The organism is Paenibacillus sp. FSL W8-0194, assembly GCF_037969745.1.
In the GTDB taxonomy this organism is placed as follows: Bacteria; Bacillota; Bacilli; order Paenibacillales; family Paenibacillaceae; genus Paenibacillus_AQ; species Paenibacillus_AQ cookii.
This window is the reverse complement of record NZ_CP150205.1, coordinates 5,175,697-5,197,774: the sequence shown is the minus strand read 5'-3', so window position 1 is coordinate 5,197,774 and position 22,078 is coordinate 5,175,697. Positions and strand designations below refer to the sequence as shown.

At 55.6% G+C, this 22,078-nt stretch carries 24 protein-coding genes; 19 read left to right on the top strand and 5 right to left on the bottom strand.

Features of this window, described 5'->3' with window-relative positions; all coding sequences use genetic code 11:
- Window positions 1–16 precede the first annotated feature (16 nt).
- Window positions 17–931, bottom strand: coding sequence for a LysR family transcriptional regulator (locus tag MKY58_RS24030; protein WP_339322411.1), 915 nt, complete (start codon window positions 929–931; stop codon window positions 17–19).
- A gap of 122 nt (window positions 932–1,053) precedes the next feature.
- Between MKY58_RS24030 and MKY58_RS24025 the strand changes: the two genes are divergently transcribed.
- The 4 genes from MKY58_RS24025 to MKY58_RS24010 all read left to right on the top strand — a co-directional run bounded on the left by MKY58_RS24025 (window position 1,054) and on the right by MKY58_RS24010 (window position 3,107).
- On the top strand, window positions 1,054–1,443 hold the full coding sequence (locus MKY58_RS24025) for a tautomerase family protein (RefSeq protein ID WP_339322410.1): 390 nt from the start codon (window positions 1,054–1,056) through the stop codon (window positions 1,441–1,443).
- Window positions 1,444–1,528: 85 nt separating this feature from the next.
- Window positions 1,529–2,269 carry an SDR family oxidoreductase gene (locus MKY58_RS24020; RefSeq protein ID WP_339322409.1) on the top strand — a complete coding sequence of 247 codons (741 nt, stop codon included), beginning with the start codon at window positions 1,529–1,531 and terminating at the stop codon, window positions 2,267–2,269.
- 355 nt (window positions 2,270–2,624) lie between these two features.
- Complete coding sequence (locus tag MKY58_RS24015; RefSeq protein ID WP_036715957.1) at window positions 2,625–2,789, top strand: DUF1328 family protein; 165 nt, start codon at window positions 2,625–2,627, stop codon at window positions 2,787–2,789.
- Window positions 2,790–2,966: 177 nt separating this feature from the next.
- Complete coding sequence (locus tag MKY58_RS24010) at window positions 2,967–3,107, top strand: hypothetical protein (protein WP_197070095.1); 141 nt, start codon at window positions 2,967–2,969, stop codon at window positions 3,105–3,107.
- 87 nt (window positions 3,108–3,194) lie between these two features.
- Here the strand turns inward: MKY58_RS24010 and MKY58_RS24005 are convergent, their stop codons facing one another.
- Window positions 3,195–4,394 (bottom strand): DUF418 domain-containing protein, encoded by a 1,200-nt coding sequence (locus tag MKY58_RS24005; protein WP_339322408.1) that lies wholly within the window; start codon window positions 4,392–4,394, stop codon window positions 3,195–3,197.
- Between the two features lie 142 nt (window positions 4,395–4,536).
- On the opposite strand from MKY58_RS24005, the gene MKY58_RS24000 reads away from it, so the two are divergent.
- The 10 genes from MKY58_RS24000 (at window position 4,537) to rocF (ending at window position 13,415) form a co-directional block, all read left to right on the top strand.
- Complete coding sequence (locus MKY58_RS24000; RefSeq protein WP_036715670.1) at window positions 4,537–5,253, top strand: response regulator transcription factor; 717 nt, start codon at window positions 4,537–4,539, stop codon at window positions 5,251–5,253.
- Window positions 5,250–7,004 (top strand): HAMP domain-containing sensor histidine kinase, encoded by a 1,755-nt coding sequence (locus MKY58_RS23995; protein ID WP_339322407.1) that lies wholly within the window; start codon window positions 5,250–5,252, stop codon window positions 7,002–7,004. Before MKY58_RS24000 ends, MKY58_RS23995 begins: the two co-directional genes overlap by 4 nt.
- A 49-nt stretch (window positions 7,005–7,053) precedes the next feature.
- Window positions 7,054–7,626, top strand: a complete 573-nt coding sequence (locus MKY58_RS23990; protein ID WP_339322406.1) for a class I SAM-dependent methyltransferase — start codon at window positions 7,054–7,056, stop codon at window positions 7,624–7,626.
- A gap of 30 nt (window positions 7,627–7,656) precedes the next feature.
- Window positions 7,657–8,247 (top strand): YdeI/OmpD-associated family protein, encoded by a 591-nt coding sequence (locus MKY58_RS23985; RefSeq protein ID WP_339322405.1) that lies wholly within the window; start codon window positions 7,657–7,659, stop codon window positions 8,245–8,247.
- A 191-nt stretch (window positions 8,248–8,438) separates the two neighbouring features.
- A complete protein-coding gene (locus tag MKY58_RS23980) occupies window positions 8,439–9,038 on the top strand; it encodes a TetR/AcrR family transcriptional regulator (protein WP_339322404.1) in 600 nt (199 codons plus the stop codon).
- A gap of 1 nt (window position 9,039) precedes the next feature.
- Complete coding sequence (locus MKY58_RS23975; RefSeq protein WP_339325239.1) at window positions 9,040–9,723, top strand: DUF308 domain-containing protein; 684 nt, start codon at window positions 9,040–9,042, stop codon at window positions 9,721–9,723.
- Between the two features lie 165 nt (window positions 9,724–9,888).
- The gene (locus tag MKY58_RS23970) at window positions 9,889–10,569 is read left to right on the top strand and encodes a hypothetical protein (protein WP_339322403.1); all 681 of its coding nucleotides are present in this window, start codon (window positions 9,889–9,891) and stop codon (window positions 10,567–10,569) included.
- Between the two features lie 135 nt (window positions 10,570–10,704).
- Entirely contained in the window at window positions 10,705–11,031 is a 327-nt protein-coding gene (locus tag MKY58_RS23965; RefSeq protein WP_339322402.1) for a thioredoxin family protein, read from the top strand.
- A gap of 272 nt (window positions 11,032–11,303) precedes the next feature.
- Window positions 11,304–12,509, top strand: a complete 1,206-nt coding sequence (locus MKY58_RS23960) for an ornithine--oxo-acid transaminase (RefSeq protein WP_339322401.1) — start codon at window positions 11,304–11,306, stop codon at window positions 12,507–12,509.
- Window positions 12,510–12,515: 6 nt separating this feature from the next.
- On the top strand, window positions 12,516–13,415 hold the full coding sequence (rocF, locus tag MKY58_RS23955; RefSeq protein WP_339322400.1) for an arginase: 900 nt from the start codon (window positions 12,516–12,518) through the stop codon (window positions 13,413–13,415).
- Between the two features lie 101 nt (window positions 13,416–13,516).
- Here rocF and MKY58_RS23950 read toward each other — a convergent pair whose 3' ends face one another.
- Complete coding sequence (locus MKY58_RS23950) at window positions 13,517–13,894, bottom strand: MarR family transcriptional regulator (RefSeq protein ID WP_339322399.1); 378 nt, start codon at window positions 13,892–13,894, stop codon at window positions 13,517–13,519.
- A 615-nt stretch (window positions 13,895–14,509) separates the two neighbouring features.
- Between MKY58_RS23950 and tnpA the strand changes: the two genes are divergently transcribed.
- Both tnpA and MKY58_RS23940 read left to right on the top strand, forming a co-directional pair.
- On the top strand, window positions 14,510–14,983 hold the full coding sequence (gene tnpA / locus MKY58_RS23945) for an IS200/IS605 family transposase (protein ID WP_007128375.1): 474 nt from the start codon (window positions 14,510–14,512) through the stop codon (window positions 14,981–14,983).
- A 336-nt stretch (window positions 14,984–15,319) separates the two neighbouring features.
- Window positions 15,320–16,615 carry a homocysteine synthase gene (locus tag MKY58_RS23940; RefSeq protein ID WP_212951884.1) on the top strand — a complete coding sequence of 432 codons (1,296 nt, stop codon included), beginning with the start codon at window positions 15,320–15,322 and terminating at the stop codon, window positions 16,613–16,615.
- A gap of 87 nt (window positions 16,616–16,702) precedes the next feature.
- On the opposite strand, the gene MKY58_RS23935 is transcribed toward MKY58_RS23940, so the two are convergent.
- Entirely contained in the window at window positions 16,703–17,020 is a 318-nt protein-coding gene (locus tag MKY58_RS23935; RefSeq protein WP_339322398.1) for a DUF2178 domain-containing protein, read from the bottom strand.
- A complete protein-coding gene (locus MKY58_RS23930; protein ID WP_339322397.1) occupies window positions 17,013–17,222 on the bottom strand; it encodes a helix-turn-helix transcriptional regulator in 210 nt (69 codons plus the stop codon). Before MKY58_RS23930 ends, MKY58_RS23935 begins: the two co-directional genes overlap by 8 nt.
- Window positions 17,223–17,417: 195 nt before the next feature.
- Here MKY58_RS23930 and MKY58_RS23925 point away from each other — a divergent pair, with 195 nt between their 5' ends.
- From MKY58_RS23925 to trxB, 3 genes are all read left to right on the top strand, one after another.
- Complete coding sequence (locus MKY58_RS23925; protein ID WP_339322396.1) at window positions 17,418–18,620, top strand: hypothetical protein; 1,203 nt, start codon at window positions 17,418–17,420, stop codon at window positions 18,618–18,620.
- A 305-nt stretch (window positions 18,621–18,925) separates the two neighbouring features.
- Window positions 18,926–20,893 carry a heavy metal translocating P-type ATPase gene (locus tag MKY58_RS23920; RefSeq protein ID WP_339322395.1) on the top strand — a complete coding sequence of 656 codons (1,968 nt, stop codon included), beginning with the start codon at window positions 18,926–18,928 and terminating at the stop codon, window positions 20,891–20,893.
- A 240-nt stretch (window positions 20,894–21,133) separates the two neighbouring features.
- Window positions 21,134–22,075, top strand: a complete 942-nt coding sequence (gene trxB, locus MKY58_RS23915; protein ID WP_339322394.1) for a thioredoxin-disulfide reductase — start codon at window positions 21,134–21,136, stop codon at window positions 22,073–22,075.
- The last annotated feature ends 3 nt before the right edge of the window (window positions 22,076–22,078 follow it).

The window sequence follows — 22,078 nt, the reverse complement described above, 5'->3', positions numbered from 1 at the left end:
CATCGGTCGACGTTATTTACGGCTGCGTGCCGACGGCGGAGGAGGCCGCGCTCCGTGCCAGCCCCTCTTTCAGCCAGCCGTACAGCTTGCCCGCAGCGAGGCGCGGCGGGTACTCGGCCGCCTTGCATACGATGCCGCAGGTCAGATCGATCCGGTCTTCCTGCAGCGGCCGGACCGCCGTTCCGTCAGGCTGGGGACATAATACGGACCAGGGGACGAGGGCGCATCCGATGCCGCTTTTGACGTAATATTTCAAGGCCGACATGCTGCCGATCTCGACCGTATCCGGGGGATGCCCGCCCGACTCCTGCATGAGCGTTTCGAGCTTGCGGCGGTACGGGCAGTCGGCCGAGGTGATGAGCAGACGGTGTTTCCGCAAATCGGAAATGGCGATCTCGCGTTTGTTCGTCAGCGGATGATCTTCCGGGAGCAGGACGACGAACCGCTCCGTGAGCACCGGCTCAAAATGCAGATCCGTCCCGAACGGCGGCGGGGAGCATAAGGCCAGATCCAATTCGCCGCGGTGAAGCTGCCGGCATAAAGTCTGAGAATTGGCGATCGTCACGGACACGCGAATTTTGGGGTAGTCCCGCAGAAACCCGGCCAGAATGTCCGGCAGCCGGTAGCTGGCGATCGGTTCGACCACGCCGAGCCGTACGTTGCCGGTTTCCCCGAGGGCGAGCCCCGTTATCGTGTCCTGGAGCTGGTCGATGTCCCGAACGATGGGCGCGCTTTGTTCGAGAAAGAGGCGGCCCGCTTCGGTCAGCTCAAACGTTTTGCCCCGTTCGATCAGCCGCGCGCCGAGCTCGGCTTCAAGCTTTTGGATCTGCATCGTCACGGTGGACTGGGCATAATTGAGTTCCTCCGCCGCACGGTTGAAGCCTCCAAGCGCTACGATCCGATGAAAGGTTTTGACGGCTTTAAGGTCCATGGTTCCTCCATTTTTTATTCAATATTTTTGAATTATGAGTTCATATAATTCAATTATACAGATAGAACGGGATCGGATACAATGATTTTGCAGGCAATACATCATCAAGGAGGCGTTTGAGCATGCCGTTTGTACGCATAGATTTGCATCACGGGAAATCCAAGGAAGAACTGTCCGTGATCAGCCGCTCGATCCACCAGGCCATGGTCGAAACGATCGACGTGCCGGAGGACGATTATTTTCAGGTCATTACCCCGCACCCGCCGGGCGAATTGTTATACGATACGGGATATATGAACATCTCCAGATCGGAGCAGCAAATGTTCGTTCAAATCACGATGAAGGAAGGGCGCCCGCTGCGCAAAAAACAAGCGCTGTATGCCCGCATGACAGAGCTGCTGGAGACGAATGCGGGGGTTCGCCCGCAGGATGTGATGATCATTGTGACGGAAAACACGCAGGAAAACTGGTCGTTTGGCAACGGAGTGGCCCAGCTTGCTCCGGAAGCATGATGTTATAGAGGTCGCGATTGCGGAAGCGTGGGAGCCCCAAGCGCTCAGAGGCGCAAACCAATGAAATGAAAGGAGAGGGTTGCAAATGGACTTACGAGGTAAGAAAGCTTTGGTTACCGGCGGCGGCACGGGCATCGGGAGGGCGGTTTCCCTTTTGTTGGCTGAACGCGGGGCGTCCGTGGCCGTCAATTATTCGCGGTCGGCACAAGAAGCGGAGGAGACGGTGCGCCTCATTCAGAGCCGGGGAGGGCAGGCTTTTGCCATTCGGGCGGATGTCTCCCGCGAGCCGGAGGTGAAGGCGATGGCAGAAACCGTTGCGCAGCGCTGGGGAACCATCGACCTGCTCGTCAATAACGCCAGCGTGACCCGCCATATTGCCATGGACGATCTTGAAAGCGTCAGCGATGAGGCGTGGGACGAACTGTTCGGGATCAACGTGAAGGGCATGTTTTACTGCGCGCGGGCAGCCGCTCCTTACATGAAAAAGCAGGGGAAAGGGGCCATCGTCAACGTCGGCAGCATCGCGGGCATTACGGGGACGGGGTCGTCGCTTCCCTATGCTGTTTCCAAAGCGGCCGTGCACGGTTTGACCCGTTCCCTCGCCAAGGCGCTTGCGCCGCACATCCGCGTGAACGCCGTCGCTCCCGGCGCCGTGCTGACGAGATGGTGGGAAGGCCGCGAGCGGCAAATGGAGCAGCTGGCGGGCAGCCTGCTGCTGGGGGATACCGCATCTCCCGAGGACATCGCCCATATGATCTGCGCCGCGCTGGAGCAGGAAGCGCTGACGGGGCAAATCATTACGGTGGATGCGGGGCAATCGATGTAAGGCGGACATGCCGCCTGCCGGTTGCAAACCTTAAATAAGCCTATTCCGCTTGGCATGATCCGGGAGTAGGCTTATTTTTTCATGTGAATAATTTTTTACCTCATGAATCCTATTTGAAGCATGATCCCGCATCCGATGGCGGCTTATCTGACCTTCGCCACGACGCCGTTACGGACTTTGATGCAGCCGTGGCGGCGGATGTCAAAACCGTTTTACGACAGGGCTTGTAAATGCGTTTACAAAAAGCATATGACAAAATTCGGAACATGATTATGATCCTTTTTCCGGTTCAATCGGCCGCAGAGCGGTTACAAGTAAGTATCGCACCAAACTTTGATAGAAAAGGGTGATTGATATGTTAGGATGGGCATTTCTATTTTTGATCATAGCCATTGTCGCCGGGATTTTCGGTTTCTTCGGCATCGTGTCGGCGGCCGTTGGCGTCGCGAAGGTTTTGTTCTTCATTTTCCTCATTTTGTTTATCGTTTCGCTGTTTTTCGGACGCGTCAGAAGAAGCTGACCCACGCCTGAAAAGCAAGGCTGGCATGAACAGTATGCATGAAGAAAAAACGGGCGTTCTCCTGGGAAGGAGAGCGCCCGTTTTTTGCTGCCCCCGCATAGGGTTCCATGGTAACATGGAGCCATGCAGCGCCATTTCTAACCTTTTTCTAATCCCTAATGAGCGGAGGCATGAACCATGCAGGAATTCATCGGCAACTGCCGCGGCTGCGGCAAAGCGATTTATTGCGAGAACGGCTTTTTGAACGGAACGGTGCAGGAGGACCAAACGCTGGAATGCTTTGAATGCCAGGAGCAGCGCCGGGAGTCCGAAGACTGAACGTTCCGCGCCGATTGCCCGTCATACCGTGCACGCTTCGATATACCTTGTCTCAAGCAGCGGCCATTTCTCTCTCTGTACATGCTTTTAGGCTTCCACGGCCATCGGTTTGGCCTTTTTGCGCTTGGCTTTTCCGTCCAACGAAAAATACGTCCACATTCTCAGCACCCGCTCCACCGGCCCGGATTTGAACCGTGTCAGGTACCATCCGCTGGCGAACAGCTGCACGCCGTAAATGATGAGCCCCAGCCCGCAGCCGGCGATGACGCCGACCTTGCCGAACCAGCCGAGCCCGTAGCCGTAAAACAGCGTCGTGCAGATGACCGTTTGCATCAGGTAGTTGGTCAAGGAAAGCCTGCCGACGGCTTCAAACCGCTCCATTAAAGGGGAGGGGGCCGACTTCGCGTACCATAAGGAAAAGCCCATGATATATCCGATCGAGAGCGCGAACCCGCCTAGCATTTCCCCGGTGCCCGAACCGATCATTTCCGGGAATAATAGATGGAAAGATTTCATCGCGAGTCCGAGCGGTATAAAAATCAGCATCCCTCTCCGGTACATGCCTTTGTTTTCGTCAGGGTCGGCAAACCATCCTTTTTTGGCGGAATACATCCCCATCAGGAACATCGGCGCTGTCATCAGCGGGGAAAACAGGACCATAACCAGGGCAAACGCGCGGTCGTTGCCGAGCGGATTGGCCGTATTCCGGTCATGTTTGATTTCCGCATAGGAACCTTCGGCGTACAGCGTAACCGTCGATTGAACGTAATTTTCGATCCGATGGTTCATCGCCTGCATTTCTTTGTCGGCTTTATCTTCGGGCGCCAGTCCGATCAGCCCCGTCACCGTCAGGAATATGATGCTCCACACCATCAGCGTCTTCGGTTTTCGGTTCATAAAGACCAGCAGCAGCAGGCCGATCGCGCCGTAAAACAGCAGGATGTCCCCGTCCCACAAAAACGTGCTGTGGAGAAGGCCCAAGGCGATCAGCATCGCAAAACGCCGCGCCAACGGCCAGCCTGCCTTGCGGTTTTTGGCGTTTAAGCTTTCCTTCATCTTGATCATGCCGAACCCGAACACGAAGGCGAAGATCGGCATAAAGCTGCCTTCGACCAGCACCAGGAGAATGTTGTGCGCGGCCGCGTCGGCGGCCGGAACGTGGAATAGATGCAAGATGTCTTTTCCGAACATTCCGTATTGAAAAATAAGCATGTTGGCAAGCAGGATGCCCAGCAGGCTGAATCCCCGCAAGCCGTCGATCAGACGAACCCTTTTGCGTGTCGTCAACGTTATCACCTCACGAGCACAATACCAACCCCCATTAAAGCGAAGCTAAAGGAAACCTTAACGCTGGCTAAAGCCTACGTTTTTTTTGTTTAGCTGGAATTAAGAACGGTCTGATACAATGCTGTTTGAGGTGGTTTTTTCGATGTATAACGCCAAAATTTTGCTCGTTGACGATGAAAAATCGATCGTTCAGCTCATCGAGATGGTGCTGCGGAAAGAAGGCTTCCGCCACATTTATGCGGCCTATAACGGACAGGAAGCACTGGAGCTGGCTGCCCGCCATTCCTTCGATATTATCCTGCTGGACGTCATGCTGCCGGATCAGACCGGGTTCGAGCTGTGTCCGCAAATCCGGCGGCTGTCCGACGCGCATATCATTTATTTGACGGCCCGGACCTCGGATTTGGACGTGCTTACCGGTTTTGCCACCGGCGGGGACGATTACGTCACCAAGCCTTTTAATCCGCTGGAAATCGCCGCCCGCGTCAAGGCAAGGCTCCGCAGAACGGTGGCCGCCGCCCCCGCGAAAGCCGTGCCGGAGGAATCCCGCGGCAGGTACGATTTCGGGCGGTTCGTTCTGGACGAATATGCTGGAACGCTGATCGTCGGCGGCAAGGAAATGCCGTGCCCGGCTCAGGCGTATCAGCTGCTGTTGTTTTTATGCAAGCATCCCGGCATCGTTTTTTCCAAATCGCAGCTGTATGAGGAAGTATGGGGCATTGACGGGCTGGGGGACGACAACACCGTCATGGTACATATCCGCAAAATCCGCGAGCGGATCGAGGAAGATCCCGGCGATCCCAAGCTTTTGGTCACGGTCCGCGGCCTCGGCTACAAGCTGATGAAGGTGGACGCATGAAGCGGATCCGGACCCGTTTGACGCTGCATTTTACGTACCAGGTTTTGCTGCTGTGGGTGATGATTCTCCTCACCTTGGCGGTTTTGCTTTTGACCTTGATCAGCTACCTCGTGAACCAGGATTTGAAGCGGACGTTTTCGACCAGCGCGCTCGACGGCATCACGACCGAAACCTTTATTGAAAATGACCATGTCAGCATGAATAAGCGCTGGCAAGGTTTGCTGAAGGAACGCGGCTACTGGCTGCAGGTCGTGAATGAATCGGGAAACGTGATTTATGACGTGAATGCTGGGGAGGATTTAAAAACCTCCTACGGAGCGGCGGAGCTGCTGCACATCCAGGAAACGCGGCGTCTCGGTCCTTACCGTGTGGAGACGTTGCTCGAGAGCGAGGCTGACGGGATGCATTCCGTCCTGTATCTGATGGGCTCGAAGGATGCAGGCGCGCAGAGTTTGGAGCAGTGGTTCCGGCAGTTCGGCAGCGGCGGGCGCATCCGTCCGGAAGCGGAGAGCAAGGTCAAGGCGGAGCTGACGGGGGATAAGGATTATTTGCAGGTCGTGAGCCCTACCGGGCAAATTCTGCAATCGGTCGGACAGGCCGAGGCGAAGAAAAGCAAATACGGCGCGCTGGAGCTTGTGTCCATGCGGGTGGAACCGGGCAAATATCCGGTGGATTTATCGGTATATTTCGACGAAAACTCCGGTTATACCTGGCTGCTCCATCAAGGCAAGCCCGAGAAGGAATTCGTGAAGCAGACGTTTTTCCATGACGTGATCCTTGTGCTCGTGGCGATCGGGGCGGCGGTGCTTGTGCTGACGTTCGGCATTTCCATTTGGCACGGCTACCGCTACGGACAGCCGCTGATGCTGTTTGCGGGCTGGTTCGAGCGCATGAGCCAAGGGCGCTACAGCGAAGCGCTGACCGAAAAGGAGCGCAAAAAGGTATTCCGCAAAAACGGCAAAATCCGCATGCGGTACAGGCTCTACAAAGAGGTGATCGCCGGGTTTTACGACATGGCCACCAAACTCGACGCTTCCCAGCGGGAACGGAAAATGCTCGAGCAGACGCGGGAAGAATGGATGACCGGCATATCCCATGATCTGCGGACGCCGCTGTCGACCATCCAAGGGTACGGCCATTTGCTCGAAAGCGGGCAGTTCGCCTGGAATGAAGCCGAGCTGAAAGAGATGGGACGCATGATCCGGGAAAAAGGGGATTTTATGCTGGAGCTGCTTCAGGACTTTTCCCTGACGTTCCAGCTGAAAAACAAAGCGATCCAAATTCCGCTGCAGCCGATCGAGCTCAACGAATTCGTCCGCCGTTCGGTGCTCCGTTACGTTAATGACGCCACGGTGGATACCGCTAAGTTTTCCTTCGAGGAATGGGACGGCGCCTTGGCGATCCTGGCGAATCCGAAATGGTTCCGGCGGATGCTGGACAATATCCTCACCAATGCCGTCAAGCATAACCCGGAGGGAACGGAGATTACGGTCCGGACCGGAAAGGACGGCGGGCAGGCATGGATCACGGTGGAGGATAACGGCAAAGGGATGGATGAGGAAACGAAGCGCAACCTGTTCGAGCGCTATTACCGGGGGACGAGCACGGATGAGACGACCGACGGCGCCGGACTGGGCATGAGCATCGCCCATGCGATCGTGATTGCGCACAAGGGGCAGATTCAGGTGGAGTCCGAGCCTGGGCGGGGAACGACCGTGCGGATGGCATTTCCGTTCATTGAATCCAATTGATGGGAAATGCTAGAATGGACTCACCCGAACATGACAAGGAGGACGACCCATGCATGACAAACGATTCGACCCGACGCTGATCGCAAGACTGGACAATCCCGAACGGCGCAAAAAGCTGCCGCCCGAAGAGCTTCTTGCCCTGCTTGAACTGAAAGGCGGCGAGGATATTTTGGACGTCGGCGCCGGCGCAGGTTACTTTACGTTCCCGGCGGCGGAAAAAACGAGCGGCACCGTGTATGCGCTGGACGCGCAATCCGAGATGCTGGACTATCTGCTGAGCCGCTTGGAGGAAAGCGAATTCGACGGCAACATCGAAATCATCCAGGGCGAAGCCGAACAAATCCCGCTCGATGACGAGCAGGTCGACGCCGTCATCTGCTCGATGGTGCTGCATGAAGTGGAGCCGCTTGCGCAAGGGCTGAGCGAGATCCGGCGCGTGCTGAAGCCCGGAGGCAAAGCGCTGTGCATCGAGTGGGAGGTCGCCGATACCGGGAGCGGGCCGCCGCAAGCCCATCGCGTTTCCTCGGCCGATATGGCCCGCATCTTGAAGGAGACCGGTTTTCAGGTATTAAGCACGCGGCCATGGACCGAAGCCTTTTACAGCATCGTATTTCAGAAGTGAAAACGCGTCTACGCAGAAAGGAGCATCCTGATGGCTCAATCCGGAGGACAAGCGGAATGGCCGCTGCTGCTGTGCGCAAACCAGCAGGAATGGGAAGCTTGGCTTGATGCGAATCATCTTGAGTCGCGCGGAGTCAGGCTGCAAATCGCCAAAAAAAACGCGGGGCTAGCCACCGTCAGCTACGCCGAGGCGTTGGAAAGCGCGCTCTGCTACGGATGGATCGACAGCCGCAAGGAGGCGCTCGATGAGCGCAGCTGGGTTCAGCGCTTCGGGCCGAGAGGAAAGGACAGCCTCTGGTCCGAGATCAACCGGGAGAAGGCGGAGCGACTGATCGCGGAGGGCCGGATGAAGCCGGCCGGACTTCAGGCGATCGAAGCGGCCAAAGCCAGCGGACGCTGGGATTCGGCCTACAAGCCGCAAAGCCGCGGCGGGCTGCCGGCGGAGCTGGAGGCCGCCTTTGCCGAACATCCGCAGGCCAAGGCGTTTTACGACACGTTAAACAGCCAAAACAAGTACGCGATTGCGTTTCGCATCCATAACGCGAAGAAACCCGAAACCCGCGCAAGAAAGGTAGAGGAATTCATCCGCATGCTGGAAAACGGGGAGAAGATTTACCCTTGATTCATGAAGGAGAGGAGCTGCGGCGCGTCCGGGGCTCCTCTTTTTTCGTGAGGCCCAAGAGCCGCTCGGAGGATTCATGCCATCATTCGCCGCTTTTGGCCAATAGCTGTTTTCTTAAAACAGACTATTGACGCCATCTTTAGGCGCGGATAAAATTTTACCTATCGGTAGGTAAAAAAAGGAGGTTCATCATGAAAAAAAGGGAAGTGACCTCGCAGCAGCTGATCGAGGCGGCGACCCTGCTGTTTGCGAAGCACGGCATCGAAAAAACAAGCCTCGCCATGATCGCGGCCGAGGTCGGCATGACGAAACCGTCGATCTACTACCACTTCGCATCGAAAGAAGAACTGGTCGAAAAAGTGTTCGAATTTATGTTCAGCGACTACCGTTTTGAGGCGTATTTTTCCGTGTCCGATTTCAACGAACGGAATTTTGCGGAGAAGCTCTACCAGGGAGGCCTTCGTATGTTTCCGGAGGATGACGGCAATTTGCATGCAGCGATGCGGCTGCTCCACGAGTTCATGCTCACGGCCGGCCGCGGCACTCCTTACGGCGATCGCGTCGCCCGGATGCAGCAGGCGTTTTTGGACGGCTTTCGCGGGCTGCTGCAGCATGGGGCCGATCTCGGGGCGATTCCGCAGGAAAACGTGGAAGCCAAAGCCTATTTGCTGGCGCTTGCCATCGATAATATGACGAGCTACATGATGATGGGAATCCAACTGGACTATGAAACCATATGGAAGGAAGCGGTGAACAGCGTGTTCCGAAAAGGGGGAAATGTCATTGCATAACGTGATGGAATTTACGGAATTAGGGCTGACCCGGACCGATAAAACGGTTATTTGGACGTTTTTCCCGGTGGCGGGTGCGGCAGTCGGGTGGTTTCTTCCGAAGCTTGCCCATTGGGCGTTAAAATTGCCGTGGGTTCCTTTCGAGGGCCCGCTCAAATTGGTATCTTCCTTTCAAGGGGGCTGGGTGTCGTTTGCCACGGCTGCGCTCGGAGCCCTGGTCGGAGGATGGCTCTCGCTCGTGGCCATGAGGGAAACGCTGCAGATTCGCCTATCCGATCAAGAGGTCAACCTGCGCATTCGCGGCAAGGAGCGGTCTTTTAAGCACGGGGAAGTGGCCGCCGTATTTGTGGACAACAAGCAGCTTGTTCTGCTGGGGACGGACGGCCAAGTGCTGTACCGGGAAAAACCGGAGACGAAGCGGAAGAAGCTGGCCGAGGCGTTTACCCGGCATGGCTACAATTGGCGGGAGCAAGACCCTTTCGAAGGCGAATATGCGAGATGGGTGCCCGGTTGCCCCGACCTTTCGCCAAGCGCGAACGCGCTTTTTGCGGCGCGGGAGAAAGCGATCGGCAAAGACGAAAAAGAGGACGCGGAGGACTTGCGCCGGGAGCTTTCGAAATTGGGCGTGACGGTTCGCGACGAAGGAAAGCGCCAGTATTGGCGCATGCACGGGCGGAAGCCTTAAACCATGGCATCCAGGTGTCCGGGGGGACGAAAAAGGCATTGCGCAGAAGGCCCGTTTCAGTGGGCCTGTTCCTTTGGCCGCTAACGCGGGTTATCAGCATAAAGATAAAGGCGGCTGAATAAGCTTCTTACGAGCGGAAGGAGCGGCGGATGGGAGCATGCGCCCATGCTGGGCGCTGTCTGCGGCATCCGCTGCTGCATCAGGGCGAAAGGAGCCATGCGTATGCTGTTGAACATGAGTATGCTGATTGTCTTCATTTATACGGTGTTATGCATCATGTACGTCCAGATGAACCGCCATTTGCTCGGAAATATGACCGGCACCGTCGTCGCGATGACGACCGGACTGATGTCGAATTTGACCATCGGCGTCATTCTCGGCATGGTGTTTGCCCAGAATCTGGTGCTGTCGACGGGAATTTCGATCGTCTTTTGCTTTGCGATCGGGTTCATGATCGGCAGGCCGCTCGGACTGCTTGCCGTCGTGGAAGGCATCGGCGGGGGCATCATGGGCGGCGTTCACGGGGCGATGCTGGGGGAAATGATCCCGGTGCGCCAGTGGGACGCCATGCTGTTCATTACGGATGCGATGTACATCGCCGTCACGGCTCTGGTCATTTACCTGATTCAGGACCGCAAGCATCGCGAGGGACAACCCGCGGCGGCCGCCGTCAAGCCGGTCCATACGTCTGCCATAAGTCCCGCTCCCGGAACGCCTGTGCGCTACTCGTTCTGGATGATCTACATCGTCATCCCGGTCGTCGTGTTATGCGTCGCCGCCTGGCTCGGGCACAGCCCCTCCGGATGGGAGACGCCGTCCCCCGGGCACGACATGCATGCGATGTAGCCCTTTTGCAAACCCGGCCATAAAAGGCTAAAATAAGAGAACGGTTCGGGCTGTGACGAAACTCATGGACAGCTCCCGAACGGAAGCTTCTCGGATGAAGCCGCAAAAGACGCTGGGTAAAGGGGATTACAGAACATGGAACGAATTCAAACGCAGCAGCAATACGAAGAATTGATCAACCGCGACAAACTGACCGTCATCAAATACGATGCGACCTGGTGTCCGGATTGCAAGACGCTTGACAAATTCCTGCCTGACATCATGGCGAAACACGCGGACAAAGAGTTTTACGCCATGGACGTGGAGCAGTTCGAGGAGATTACGAGCCAAAACGAAGTGCGCGGCATTCCGAGCCTTCTCGTATATAAAAACGGCGAAAAGCTGGCCCATTTGCACAGCAAATACGCCAAAACGCCGGCCGAGATTTCCGAATATTTGGAGACGCTCGAATCCAAAAAATAACGTTCCGCCCTATGGCGGACGGGCATGACCGAAAAAGCACCGGTCTTCTACCTGCAAGCAAGCGGGGGAAGGCGGTGCTTTTTTTGCTGTTCCCCATCATCTTTCCACCTTGTTCCACCCTGTTCCATCGCCATATGTAAAACTCCTCCCGCCAAAGACGGCGAAGCCGTTTACGCTTGCGTTCTGAAATTCACGAATCATGAAACCGGCTTTCCGCCAATAAGATAGGAACGTAAGCAGGGCGAAAAGATCACATGATGGGATGTGCAGCTATGGCAACAACGGAGCAGGTACTGCAAATGATGGACTGTCACAGCGCAAGCAACTATCTTCCGCTGCCGATCGTGATAACCAAGGCGGAAGGAGCATGGGTAGAGGACGCGGCCGGCCGCCGTTATCTGGATCTGCTGAGCGCGTATTCCGCGCTGAACCATGGACACCGCCACCCTAAAATCATACAGGCGCTTAAGGAGCAGGCGGATAAAGTCACGCTGACTTCAAGGGCGTTTCATAGCGACGCGCTGGCGGCATTCGTGCGGAGGCTGGCGGAAGTCACCCGAAAAGAAAAAATCCTCGCGATGAACACCGGCGCGGAAGCGGTGGAAACCGCCCTCAAGCTGGCGAGGCGTTGGGCGTACAGGGTGAAGGGCGTTCCGGAGAACCGCGCGGAAATCATCGTCTGCGACGGCAATTTTCACGGCCGGACGATCACCGTCACCTCCTTTTCGACGGAAGCGGCGTACAAACGCGATTTCGGCCCCTTCACGCCGGGGTTCAAAAGCATCCCTTACGGCGATTTGGAAGCGCTCCGGGCCGCGATTACGCCGGATACGGCCGCGTTTTTGGTCGAGCCGATACAGGGCGAGGGGGGGATCATCCTTCCTCCGGAAGGCTTTTTGTCCGAGGCGTATGAACTTTGCCGTGAACGGAACGTCCTTTTTATCGCCGACGAGATCCAGACGGGACTCGGCCGGACGGGCAAAACCTTTGCCTGCGATTGGGAGGACGTGGTTCCCGACATCTATATTCTGGGCAAAGCGCTTGGAGGGGGGATCCTGCCGGTTTCCGCGGTCGCGGCCGACGGGGAGATCATGAACGTGTTCGAGCCCGGCTCGCACGGTTCGACCTTTGGGGGAAATCCGCTTGCGTGCGCGGTCGCGCTTGCGGCGCTGGACGTATTGGAGGAGGAAAAGCTGGCGGAGCGATCGGAGGCGCTTGGGCGCATGTTTATGAAAAAGCTTACATCGATCTCGCATCCCGATATCGTTTCGGTCCGCGGGCGAGGCCTGCTGATCGGCATGCAGCTGTCGGTGCCTGCCAGACCGTATTGCGAAGCTTTGGCCCGGATCGGCGTGCTGTGCAAGGAAACGCATGAGACGACCATCCGGCTGGCGCCGCCTCTGGTCATTGCCGAGGAAGAACTCGACTTCGCGTTGAGCCGGATCGGAGAGGTATTTGCCAATCAAGGGAGGGCTTGAACCCATATGCCTGAGCAATCCATTTCCATCATCCGGGTGCTGTTCGGGCTCGGCGCAGGCCGGCCCGGCAGCGAACACGGCCCGGACAGCATCATGAAATTCGGACTCGCCAAAAAATTGGCGGGTCTCGGTTACGATGTCGAGGCGGATCGGTCCATCCGCCTGCCGGAGGGCGTCCGCTCGCCTGCCGGGACCAAAATGAAACATGTTCAGGAGGTTTTGGCCGTATGCACCCGGCTTGGCGAAGCGGTCTCCGAAGCGGTGGCAGACGGCCGCATTCCGCTTGTTCTGGGCGGCGACCACAGCATTGCCATCGGCTCTTTGGCGGGATTAACCCGGCATTACGGCAACATGGGCGTCATTTGGGTCGATGCGCATTCCGATCTGAATACTGAATCGACGAGCCCGTCGGGGAACATGCACGGCATCTCGCTTGCGGCAGGAATGGGGCTTACGCATTTGAAGCTGAATCAAATCGCCGAAGGCGCCGCCTCCTTAAAAGCGGAGCATTGCGTCATCATCGGCGCGCGCGATTTGGACCGGGACGAGAAGGCGCTTATCCGTTCCTGCGGCCTGACCTGTTTCACGATGCATGAAATCGACCGGCTCGGCATCGAGCAGGTGGTTCGGGAAGCGCTCCGGATTGCGGGCCAGGGGACCGACGGCGTGCATCTCAGCTTCGACATCGACAGCGTCGACCCGATCGAAGCGCCGGGAACGGGGACGCCCGTCCGCGGCGGACTCAGCTACCGCGAGGCTCATTTGCTGCTCGAGCTGCTCAGCGAGTCGGGGGCGGTCACTTCGGCCGACTTCGTGGAGGTGAATCCGCTGCTGGATCGCAACAACCAGACCTCGAAGCTGGCCGTGGAACTGATCGGCTCCTTATTCGGCAGCCGGATCCTGTAAAACCCAAAAACACCATTGGCCGGGGCAGCTTGCCCTCATCGATCCAATGGTGTTTCTTTTTTACATCTGTTTGCGTGCACCCGGCTGTCCGTTGGAACGCCTTATTCGTTTCCCCTGGCAGCTTTCATGGCGTCTCCCCGCTGGTATTCGATCAGTTCGCCCAGCTGGCGGATCGCGACAAGCAGTTCGTGGGTCTCTTCGTTCGTAAAGCGTTCCACCGTTTCAACGATTCGCTCGGCGCTTAAGTCCGTAAGCTGCTTCAGCACCTGCATTCCTTTTTCCGTTATCGTAATGTTGACATAGCGCCGGTCAGTTTCGGAGCGGTTCCGTTCGATCAGCCCTTCATGCACCAGCTTGTCGCAAATCTGCGTGATTGCGCTGGTCGTCAGGCCCGTCACTTTCACGATATCCGTACCGCGCTGGCTGCCGTTATTGTGCAGATATTGCAGAATAAACGCTTCGGTGGTGCTCAACTTCATCTGCCGGACAATCCCCGTGTAATCGATGAGACGAGGTAACCTGTCCATAAGTTCACAATATCGGTCTGCCAATTCTTTAGATGAAGAATGCAAGCTCATCACCCTCCTGCATATAACGGAATAATGGTTTTATATGTTTTCGGACCGGCTTGTATAGTTGTCATCATGGTAGCCTTTTCATGACCGGACGTCAATATATCAGTAATACGGGAATCGGTCCGATTTGTTGCGCTCGCAGGGAAATATTGCTTTTTTGCCGATATTCGCGGGGCGGGACTTGACAAAGGCAGGGCAAAAGCGCTATTATTTTTTTTGCACTTTTGAAAGGTAAGCTTATTTAAAATAAGCCCTTACTAATCAAACGATAGAATTATGCATAAAGCTTCATATGGCATGATTCGATATCGGCAACTCTCTCTAATATTCTCAGGGTTCTTTTTTAGAACAGCCGCCTAAGCGGCTGTTTTTTTTAGTGGCTTTAGCCAGTTGAGCTCGCGAAGCGTGCGAAACATAAAACCACCCGCTATGCGGGTGGAGGGATCGAGGGTTTGACCAACAAGACCATTCCGATAAAATTGAGATGTTCAGGCTCAATAATGAAAGGAATGGTCTTAGATGGCAAACAAGAGCTATAGTTTAGCTCACACGAAGTGGATGTGCAAGTACCACATTGTGTTCACCCCGAAGTATAGACGGAAAGAGATTTATAATCAAGTGAGGAAAGACTTAATCGAAATATTCAAACGGTTATGTAAATACAAGGGAGTGGAGATAATCGAAGGCCACATGATGCCCGATCATGTACATATGTTGGTAGCAATTCCCCCAAAAATCTCAGTATCATCATTTATGGGATACCTGAAGGGAAAAAGCTCACTCATGATATTCGAGAAGCATGCTAGCTTGAAGTATAAATATGGCAATCGAAAATTTTGGGCGGAGGGATACTACGTCAGCACAGTGGGCTTGAATGAAGCAACCGTGGCAAAATATATCCGTGAGCAAGAAGCACACGACCAAGCAATTGATAAACTGAGTGTGAAAGAGTATGAAGACCCATTCAGCAAAAACAGTAGCAAGAAGAAGTAAACCAGTTTAACTGGTAAGTGAAAGTGACAAATTACACTGAGCCTGAACAATTTTATTGTCAGGCTAGCGTCTTTAGGCGCAGTTTGGCAACAAGGGGTTATACCCCAAGAGCAAACCACCCGTTTGACGGGTGGTTCTGATTTGCATGCAGCCCATGAAACCGATCGCGAAAATCCCGGTCTTTTGGCCGTTTTGGGCCGTAAATGAAATAATTCTCATTAATTTAATAGGAATTATCATTTTTTACCTTTTCAAACGCTGGGGAGTATGAGAAAATATAACAAAAAATTGACGCTAATGGCGATTGATTGATGCGAGAAAAGGGAGGATTTTACCATGTCTAACGAACGTCCATTATCTTTTGAAACCTTAGCCGTACATGCAGGGCAAGAGATCGATCCAACGACGCTTTCCCGGGCCGTGCCCCTGTACCAAACGACGTCCTACGGATTCCGCGACAGCGAGCATGCGGCCAATCTGTTCGCGCTCAAGGAATTCGGAAACATTTACACGCGTCTGATGAACCCGACGACCGACGTGTTCGAGCAGCGGGTGGCTGCGCTGGAAGGCGGAGTGGGGGCGCTTGCGACCTCTTCGGGACAGGCGGCCATTACCTTTTCCGTATTGAACATCGCAGGAGCGGGAGACGAAATCGTATCTTCCTCCACGCTGTACGGCGGGACGTACAACCTGTTTTCGACCACGCTGGCGAAGCTCGGCATCAAGGTGCATTTCGTCGACGCAAGCAATCCGGAAAACTTCCGCGCCGCGATCACGGATAAGACCAAAGCGCTGTACGCAGAGTCGATCGGCAATCCGAAAGGGGATGTGCTGGACATCGAAGCCGTGGCCCAAATCGCCCATGAAAACGGCATTCCGCTCATTATCGACAATACCTTCCCAAGCCCGTATTTGCTTCGTCCGATCGAACACGGCGCGGATGTGGTCGTCCACTCGGCAACGAAATTCATCGGCGGCCACGGCACGTCCATCGGCGGCGTCATCGTCGACGGCGGTAAATTCGACTGGGCGCAAAGCGGCAAATTCCCGGGCCTGACCGAACCGGATCCAAGCTACCACGGCGTCGTTTATACGCAAGCCGTCGGACCGCTGGCATACATCATCAAAGCGCGCGTGCAGCTGCTTCGCGACATGGGCGCGACGATTTCGCCGTTCAACTCCTGGATGCTGCTGCAAGGGCTTGAAACGCTGCATTTGCGCATGGAGCGCCACAGCCAAAATGCCCTGAAGGTGGCGCAGTTCCTGGAAAACCACGACGCGGTGGAGTGGGTAAGCTACGCTGGTCTTCCAAGCCATCCTTCGTACGAACTCGCGAAAAAATACCTGCCGAAAGGCCAAGGCGCGATTTTGACGTTTGGCATCAAAGGCGGCAAAGAGGCCGGACGCAAAGTGATCGAAAACGTCAAACTGTTCTCCCACCTCGCCAACGTGGGCGATTCCAAGTCGCTGATCATCCATCCGGCAAGCACGACGCATCAGCAGTTGTCCGAAGAGGAGCAGATTGCGGCCGGTGTCAATCCGGAAATGCTGCGCCTGTCCATCGGCACCGAAGCGATCGACGATATTTTATACGATCTGGAGCAGGCTATCGCCGCCAGTCAGCAATCATAATATAGAGGTTCAAAAGGAGACAACCGCTCGATTTTTCGAGCGGTTTTTTTGTTGGGCCATTTTCGGCCGGTTGGTGTCGGAACCCTGTCATCCGTTGCGGTTGGCATGGTACACGCTGGAAAAAATATACACGACATTATGCAGGACAAAGACGCCGGTCATCAAAAAAAAGGTTGTTGAAATGCCGTCAAAAACGATAATCAGCGCCCAGGCGACAATCAGTAAGAAGGTGGTGACGTTCCAGCCCGCCGCTTTGGCTTGATTCGTAATCCATTGTTGACGTTCGTCAAACAATCGCTTTCTCATTCCATGCCGCCGATATATCAGCTGCAGAATCAGAGATGCTGCCACCCCCGCCAGAAGTCCGGCGCATCCGATCATCGCGTTTTGAAGCTGATCAGTCAATATTTTCATCTCCTTCGAAAATGAATAAATCCTCCATCCTGCATCCGAAAATTTGAGCCAGCTTATGAGCCAGCACCAGAGAAGGCTTATACTTGTTGTTCTCTAACGAAATGACCGTTTGCCTGGATACGTTCAGGCGGGCGGCGAGTTCCTCCTGTGTCATGTTCCGTGTTGTCCTATTTTCCCGAATTCGCGTTTTCAATCGATTCCCGCCCATCTGAATGTAAAGTATATTTTACGTAAAGCATACTTAACATTGACTCCTGATGTCAAGTGAAAAAACGACAGAACGCCTGCCCAAATGCCGTATATTTCGCGCTCCCCGCTAATATGGTGTAAGGTAGGGCTCACTGCAAACGGGCTCATTTATCCGGGAAAAGAGGGTGGACTGCCAAACATGAGGAATGGTCGGTGTCAGAATAACTGCTGCCAAAACGGCTCCTGCTCGATGTCTTCTTTTATGGAAGCGATTTATCCTGTTGACAGGCAAAATGACGGCATGTCCCTGCAGGATGAAGGGCAGGCGCGGGCATGCTCCTTGCCGGAGATTGCGTCGCTTGTAGAATTGGTCCGAATCGAGTCCATGACGAAAGAGGAGGCGATCCGCGCCGCCGACCCGTATTCGATCGGGAGCCTTTTGCGCGAAGCCGAGCCTTTTTCAGGAGATCAGGGCGATCTGGGGGCACCGGAGCTTTTGCTCGGATGGTGCGACGATGCGCGCGGCATGGGCATTTTTGCCGAAGATTGGACGTATCCGCCGGAACAGGCCGAAGCGTTGTCCGGGACCGCCGGTTTGACGCTGCTGCGGGAGGATGATTGGCTTGCGCGCGGCCATTTGAAGGAGATTTACGAAGAATGGATCATGCAATATGCCGGTCTCAGCGGGCGGCCGCACCCGAGCATCGCCTGGAGGGAACGTCTGCTGTACCGGTGGAAAGGCCATATGGAAACGGTGCTGCATCACTTGGATGAGAGGGTTTTATGCGTCGCGTTGATTTCCGGGCTCGATATTATGAAGGGACATCCGAGAGAAAAGGAAGCCCTCTCCGATTTAAGGGACATCCAGCTGGAAGCATTATTCAGAGCCGCGCTGGCTTGCCACCGGCAGGGAATGGAGCATCGGATCGAAATTCTCGTTCCCCATACGTCCGACCCGGAGGCATGGAACCAAACCCATGAATTGATCGAGCGGGTGGCCGAAGAGACGTTGTGCCATCAACGCCGTACCGTCTCTTTCAGCATCGGTGCCTTAATGAAGGCGGATATGTCCTGCAGCGCGGCGGCCGACCTTGCTAGAAGCGCGAACCTGCTAGTATTGGATTGCGGCGGGATCGGCGATCCGGAAACGCCATGGCCTGATGATGTCGTCGAACACATCGCCGCGCTTTCGGGAACGATTCGAAAAATAAGGCCGCGCCTCCTGCTGCGCGCGACAGGGCTGCGAAACACGGCCGATTTGCCGGCGGTTTACCGCGCCGGGTTCGCGGAGATCGGCGTTCCGGCGGAGCGGGTTCCCGCTTTCCGTCTGGCTGCGGCGCAGTGGGAAATACAGCAGAGGGCGGGAAGATCCCCAAGCTCCCAGAAGCACCATTCGGGTTAAGGGATGATGAATTCGATACTGCATAAGGTGATTGCCTAAAACGGCATTCCCGTATGCAGTTTTTTTGTCTTTTCGTGAACAATGGGCCAGAATATGGGTTTACTTTTTTGCCGGTCCGGCATATAATGCAAGTATAAAGTTGTATGTAGGAAAAACAATTGTATTAGTGCAAAAATGATTATCATTCTCAATGGGACGGTCCCCGTCCTTCATGAAAACATGCTGCTCCGGCTGGTCTGGAGCAGCATGTGCTGTTTTAAGGGCAGTAATAATGTTTTTCATTCTCAAACAGGAAGGTGATTACGATGGAAAATGTACAAAAAATCGCGGCCAAAGCCATAAAAGAGCTTCCTTCATCCGGCAGCGCCAATGCGCCGAACCCGCACCGCAGAAGACGCATCGATCTTCGGAGCATGCTGCTGAACAAGGAAATGCAAGCGGCCATACTCAGCGGCTTGCTTATGATTGGCGGATGGGCGTTCGGCCATGTTTCCGCCGGAATTTCGGTGCTCTTATATATCCTGTCCTATGCGGCCGGGGGGTGGCTGAAAGCGAAGGAAGGCGTCGAAACGCTGATCAAGGAGCGGGAGCTTGACGTAAACCTGCTGATGGTCGCGGCGGCGATGGGTGCCGCAAGCATCGGCTACTGGAACGAAGGCGCGATGCTGATCTTTATATTCGCCTTAAGCGGCGCGCTGGAAAGTTACACGATGGAACGGAGCCGGAAGGATATCTCTTCCTTGATGGCGCTCAAACCCGAGATGGCGCTTCGGATCGAAGACGGCAGGATGGCCCTGGTTTCGATCGATGAGCTGAAGGTGAGCGACCTGATTTTGGTGAAACCCGGCGAGCTCATTCCTGCGGATGGCATCATTCAGAAAGGGAGCTCGGCCGTCAACCAGGCCTCCATCACCGGCGAATCGGTGCCCGTCGACAAAGCCGAAGGCGACGAGGTGTTTGCCGGAACGCTGAACGGGGAGGGCGTGCTGTATATTGAAGTGACGCAAACCTCGGATGCGACCGTCTTCGCAAAAATCATCCGTCTGGTGGAAGAAGCGGAAAACGAGGTTCCGCAATCGGAGCGGTTCATGCAGCGTTTTGAAGGCATTTACGCACGGATCGTCGTGGCGGCCACGCTTGTCATCATTTTTGGGGCGCCGTTCGTCCTTGGCTGGAGTTTCGGGATGTCTTTCTATAAAGCCATGGTTTTCCTGGTCGTCGCCTCGCCTTGCGCGCTTGTCGCTTCGATTATGCCGGCCCTGCTGTCGGCGATCTCCAACCGGGCCCGCCGCGGCATCCTGTTCAAAGGCGGAGCGCACATGGAAAACATGGCGCTGACCTCCGTCGTTGCCTTCGATAAAACCGGCACGCTGACGGCCGGAGAGCCTCAGGTTACGGACTTGATTGCAGCGGAAGGGTATGACCGCCTGGACCTGCTGGCCGCCATCGCATCGGTGGAACAGCTGTCCGAGCATCCGCTCGCCAAAGCGATCGTTCGCCAAGCCGAAATCGAGGGCGTCGAGACGCTCCCGGCCGAGTCGGTCACTTCGGTGACGGGCTGGGGGATGGAAGGCATCGTGGCGGGCAAAACCTGGCGGATCGGCAAAACCGACGTGCTGGATCGTTTGGACGACCGCGCGGAAGCGGAGCGTTGGAAACGGCAGCGGAGCATCCTGGGCGGCGAAGGCAAAACCGTGTCGGTCGTTATGGACGGAGAGCGGGTAGCCGGACTTGTCGCTTTGCAGGACGTGGTGCGTCCTCAGGCCATCGCCGCGGTCCGCAAGCTTCAGGCGATCGGCGTGAAGGTCGCGATGCTGACCGGCGACCGCGGCGAAACGGCGCAGGTGATCGGCCGGCAAATCGGCGTCGACCTGATTTATTCCGACCTGCTTCCGGAAGAAAAGGTGAAATACGTGAAACAGCTGCGCGAGGAACACGGCCATGTCGTGATGGTCGGCGACGGCGTCAACGATGCGCCGGCGCTGGCCACGGCGACCGTCGGCATGGGGATGGGCATGAGCGGCAGCGGCACGGCGCTGGAGGTGGCTGACGTCGTCCTCATGAACGACAACATCGAGGAAATTGCCGGGACGATCAAGCTTGCCCGCCGCGCGCGCCGGATCGTCAAGCAAAACCTGGTATTTGCCATCTCCGTCATCGTGCTGCTGATGGCCGGAAATTTCGTAACGGGCATTGCGCTTCCGCTCGGCGTGGTCGGGCATGAAGGGAGCACGATTCTGGTCATTTTGAACGCGCTGCGTTTGTTGAGATAAATGTCGGAAATTCCCGCATAATGAGCTCCCGGGCCGTCTGGCCGGGAGTTTTCCCTTTAAATAAAGGTTAACAATCGGTTTGAACCCATGTATACTAGTTCTATTGACATTCGTGTCCATTTATATGATAATAATTATCAAATAATAATCATTTTAATTAGTACACTACAAGTGATCCTGGTAACGTCCCGCTTTGAAGCGGACTACTTTCCGGGCACTGCAAGCTTGGAGGGAATCTTTATGTATAAATCCGTAATTATCGGTACAGGACCTGCAGGTTTGACCGCAGCCATCTATTTGGCGCGCGCCAACCTGAACCCGCTCATTATCGAAGGACCGCAGCCTGGCGGCCAGCTCACGACGACGACCGAAGTCGAGAACTTCCCGGGTTTTCCCGAGGGCATCATGGGACCCGAATTGATGGATAACATGCGCAAGCAAGCCGAACGTTTCGGCGCGGAATTCCGCACGGGATGGGTCAACGGCGTGGAGCTGGGCGGACGCCCGTTCAAACTTGACGTGGAAGGCATCGGCCAAATCGAAACCGAAACGCTGATCATTTCGACCGGCGCGACGGCCAAATATTTGGGCATTCCGGGCGAGCAGGAAAACGTCGGACGCGGCGTCAGCACTTGCGCAACCTGCGACGGCTTCTTCTTCCGCGGCAAAGAAATCGTGGTTGTCGGCGGCGGCGATTCGGCGCTGGAGGAAGCAGGTTTCTTGACGCGTTTCGCATCGAAAGTGACGCTGGTTCACCGTCGCAACGAGCTGCGCGGCTCGAAAATCATGCAGGACCGCGTGCGCAGCAACGAGAAAGTGGAATGGGCGCTCAACCGCACCCCGATCGAGGTTGTCGCCGACGAGCGCGGCGTGCAAGGCTTGAAAGTGCGCAATAACGACACCGGCGAAGAAGAATTGATCGAAGCAAGCGGCGTATTCGTCGCGATCGGCCACCATCCGAACACGGGCTTCCTTGGCGGACAAATCACGACCGATGCCAACGGATATATCGTGGTGCAGCCGGGTACTTCCGAAACAAACATTCCGGGCGTATTCGCCTGCGGCGACGTTCAGGATACCCGCTACAGACAAGCGATCACGGCAGCCGGCAGCGGATGTATGGCAGCGATGGATTGCGAAAAATACATCGAAAGCCTGGAGCATCATACCGCCGTTCTTTAATGG

What these genes read in the sequence shown, in the direction of transcription:
- rocF (WP_339322400.1), top strand. Translation starts at nt 12,516, where the DNA reads ATGCCTGAGCAATCCATTTCCATCATCCGGGTGCTGTTCGGGCTCGGC.
- MKY58_RS23970 (WP_339322403.1), top strand. Translation starts at nt 9,889, where the DNA reads ATGCTGGGCGCTGTCTGCGGCATCCGCTGCTGCATCAGGGCGAAAGGA.
- tnpA (WP_007128375.1), top strand. Translation starts at nt 14,510, where the DNA reads ATGGCAAACAAGAGCTATAGTTTAGCTCACACGAAGTGGATGTGCAAG.
- MKY58_RS24025 (WP_339322410.1), top strand. Translation starts at nt 1,054, where the DNA reads ATGCCGTTTGTACGCATAGATTTGCATCACGGGAAATCCAAGGAAGAA.
- MKY58_RS23980 (WP_339322404.1), top strand. Translation starts at nt 8,439, where the DNA reads ATGAAAAAAAGGGAAGTGACCTCGCAGCAGCTGATCGAGGCGGCGACC.
- MKY58_RS24020 (WP_339322409.1), top strand. Translation starts at nt 1,529, where the DNA reads ATGGACTTACGAGGTAAGAAAGCTTTGGTTACCGGCGGCGGCACGGGC.
- MKY58_RS24030 (WP_339322411.1), bottom strand. Translation starts at nt 931, where the DNA reads ATGGACCTTAAAGCCGTCAAAACCTTTCATCGGATCGTAGCGCTTGGA.
- MKY58_RS23995 (WP_339322407.1), top strand. Translation starts at nt 5,250, where the DNA reads ATGAAGCGGATCCGGACCCGTTTGACGCTGCATTTTACGTACCAGGTT.
- MKY58_RS24015 (WP_036715957.1), top strand. Translation starts at nt 2,625, where the DNA reads ATGTTAGGATGGGCATTTCTATTTTTGATCATAGCCATTGTCGCCGGG.
- MKY58_RS23965 (WP_339322402.1), top strand. Translation starts at nt 10,705, where the DNA reads ATGGAACGAATTCAAACGCAGCAGCAATACGAAGAATTGATCAACCGC.
- MKY58_RS23960 (WP_339322401.1), top strand. Translation starts at nt 11,304, where the DNA reads ATGGCAACAACGGAGCAGGTACTGCAAATGATGGACTGTCACAGCGCA.
- MKY58_RS23985 (WP_339322405.1), top strand. Translation starts at nt 7,657, where the DNA reads ATGGCTCAATCCGGAGGACAAGCGGAATGGCCGCTGCTGCTGTGCGCA.
- MKY58_RS23920 (WP_339322395.1), top strand. Translation starts at nt 18,926, where the DNA reads ATGGAAAATGTACAAAAAATCGCGGCCAAAGCCATAAAAGAGCTTCCT.
- MKY58_RS23925 (WP_339322396.1), top strand. Translation starts at nt 17,418, where the DNA reads ATGAGGAATGGTCGGTGTCAGAATAACTGCTGCCAAAACGGCTCCTGC.
- MKY58_RS23990 (WP_339322406.1), top strand. Translation starts at nt 7,054, where the DNA reads ATGCATGACAAACGATTCGACCCGACGCTGATCGCAAGACTGGACAAT.
- trxB (WP_339322394.1), top strand. Translation starts at nt 21,134, where the DNA reads ATGTATAAATCCGTAATTATCGGTACAGGACCTGCAGGTTTGACCGCA.
- MKY58_RS24010 (WP_197070095.1), top strand. Translation starts at nt 2,967, where the DNA reads ATGCAGGAATTCATCGGCAACTGCCGCGGCTGCGGCAAAGCGATTTAT.
- MKY58_RS23950 (WP_339322399.1), bottom strand. Translation starts at nt 13,894, where the DNA reads ATGAAGTTGAGCACCACCGAAGCGTTTATTCTGCAATATCTGCACAAT.
- MKY58_RS23940 (WP_212951884.1), top strand. Translation starts at nt 15,320, where the DNA reads ATGTCTAACGAACGTCCATTATCTTTTGAAACCTTAGCCGTACATGCA.
- MKY58_RS24000 (WP_036715670.1), top strand. Translation starts at nt 4,537, where the DNA reads ATGTATAACGCCAAAATTTTGCTCGTTGACGATGAAAAATCGATCGTT.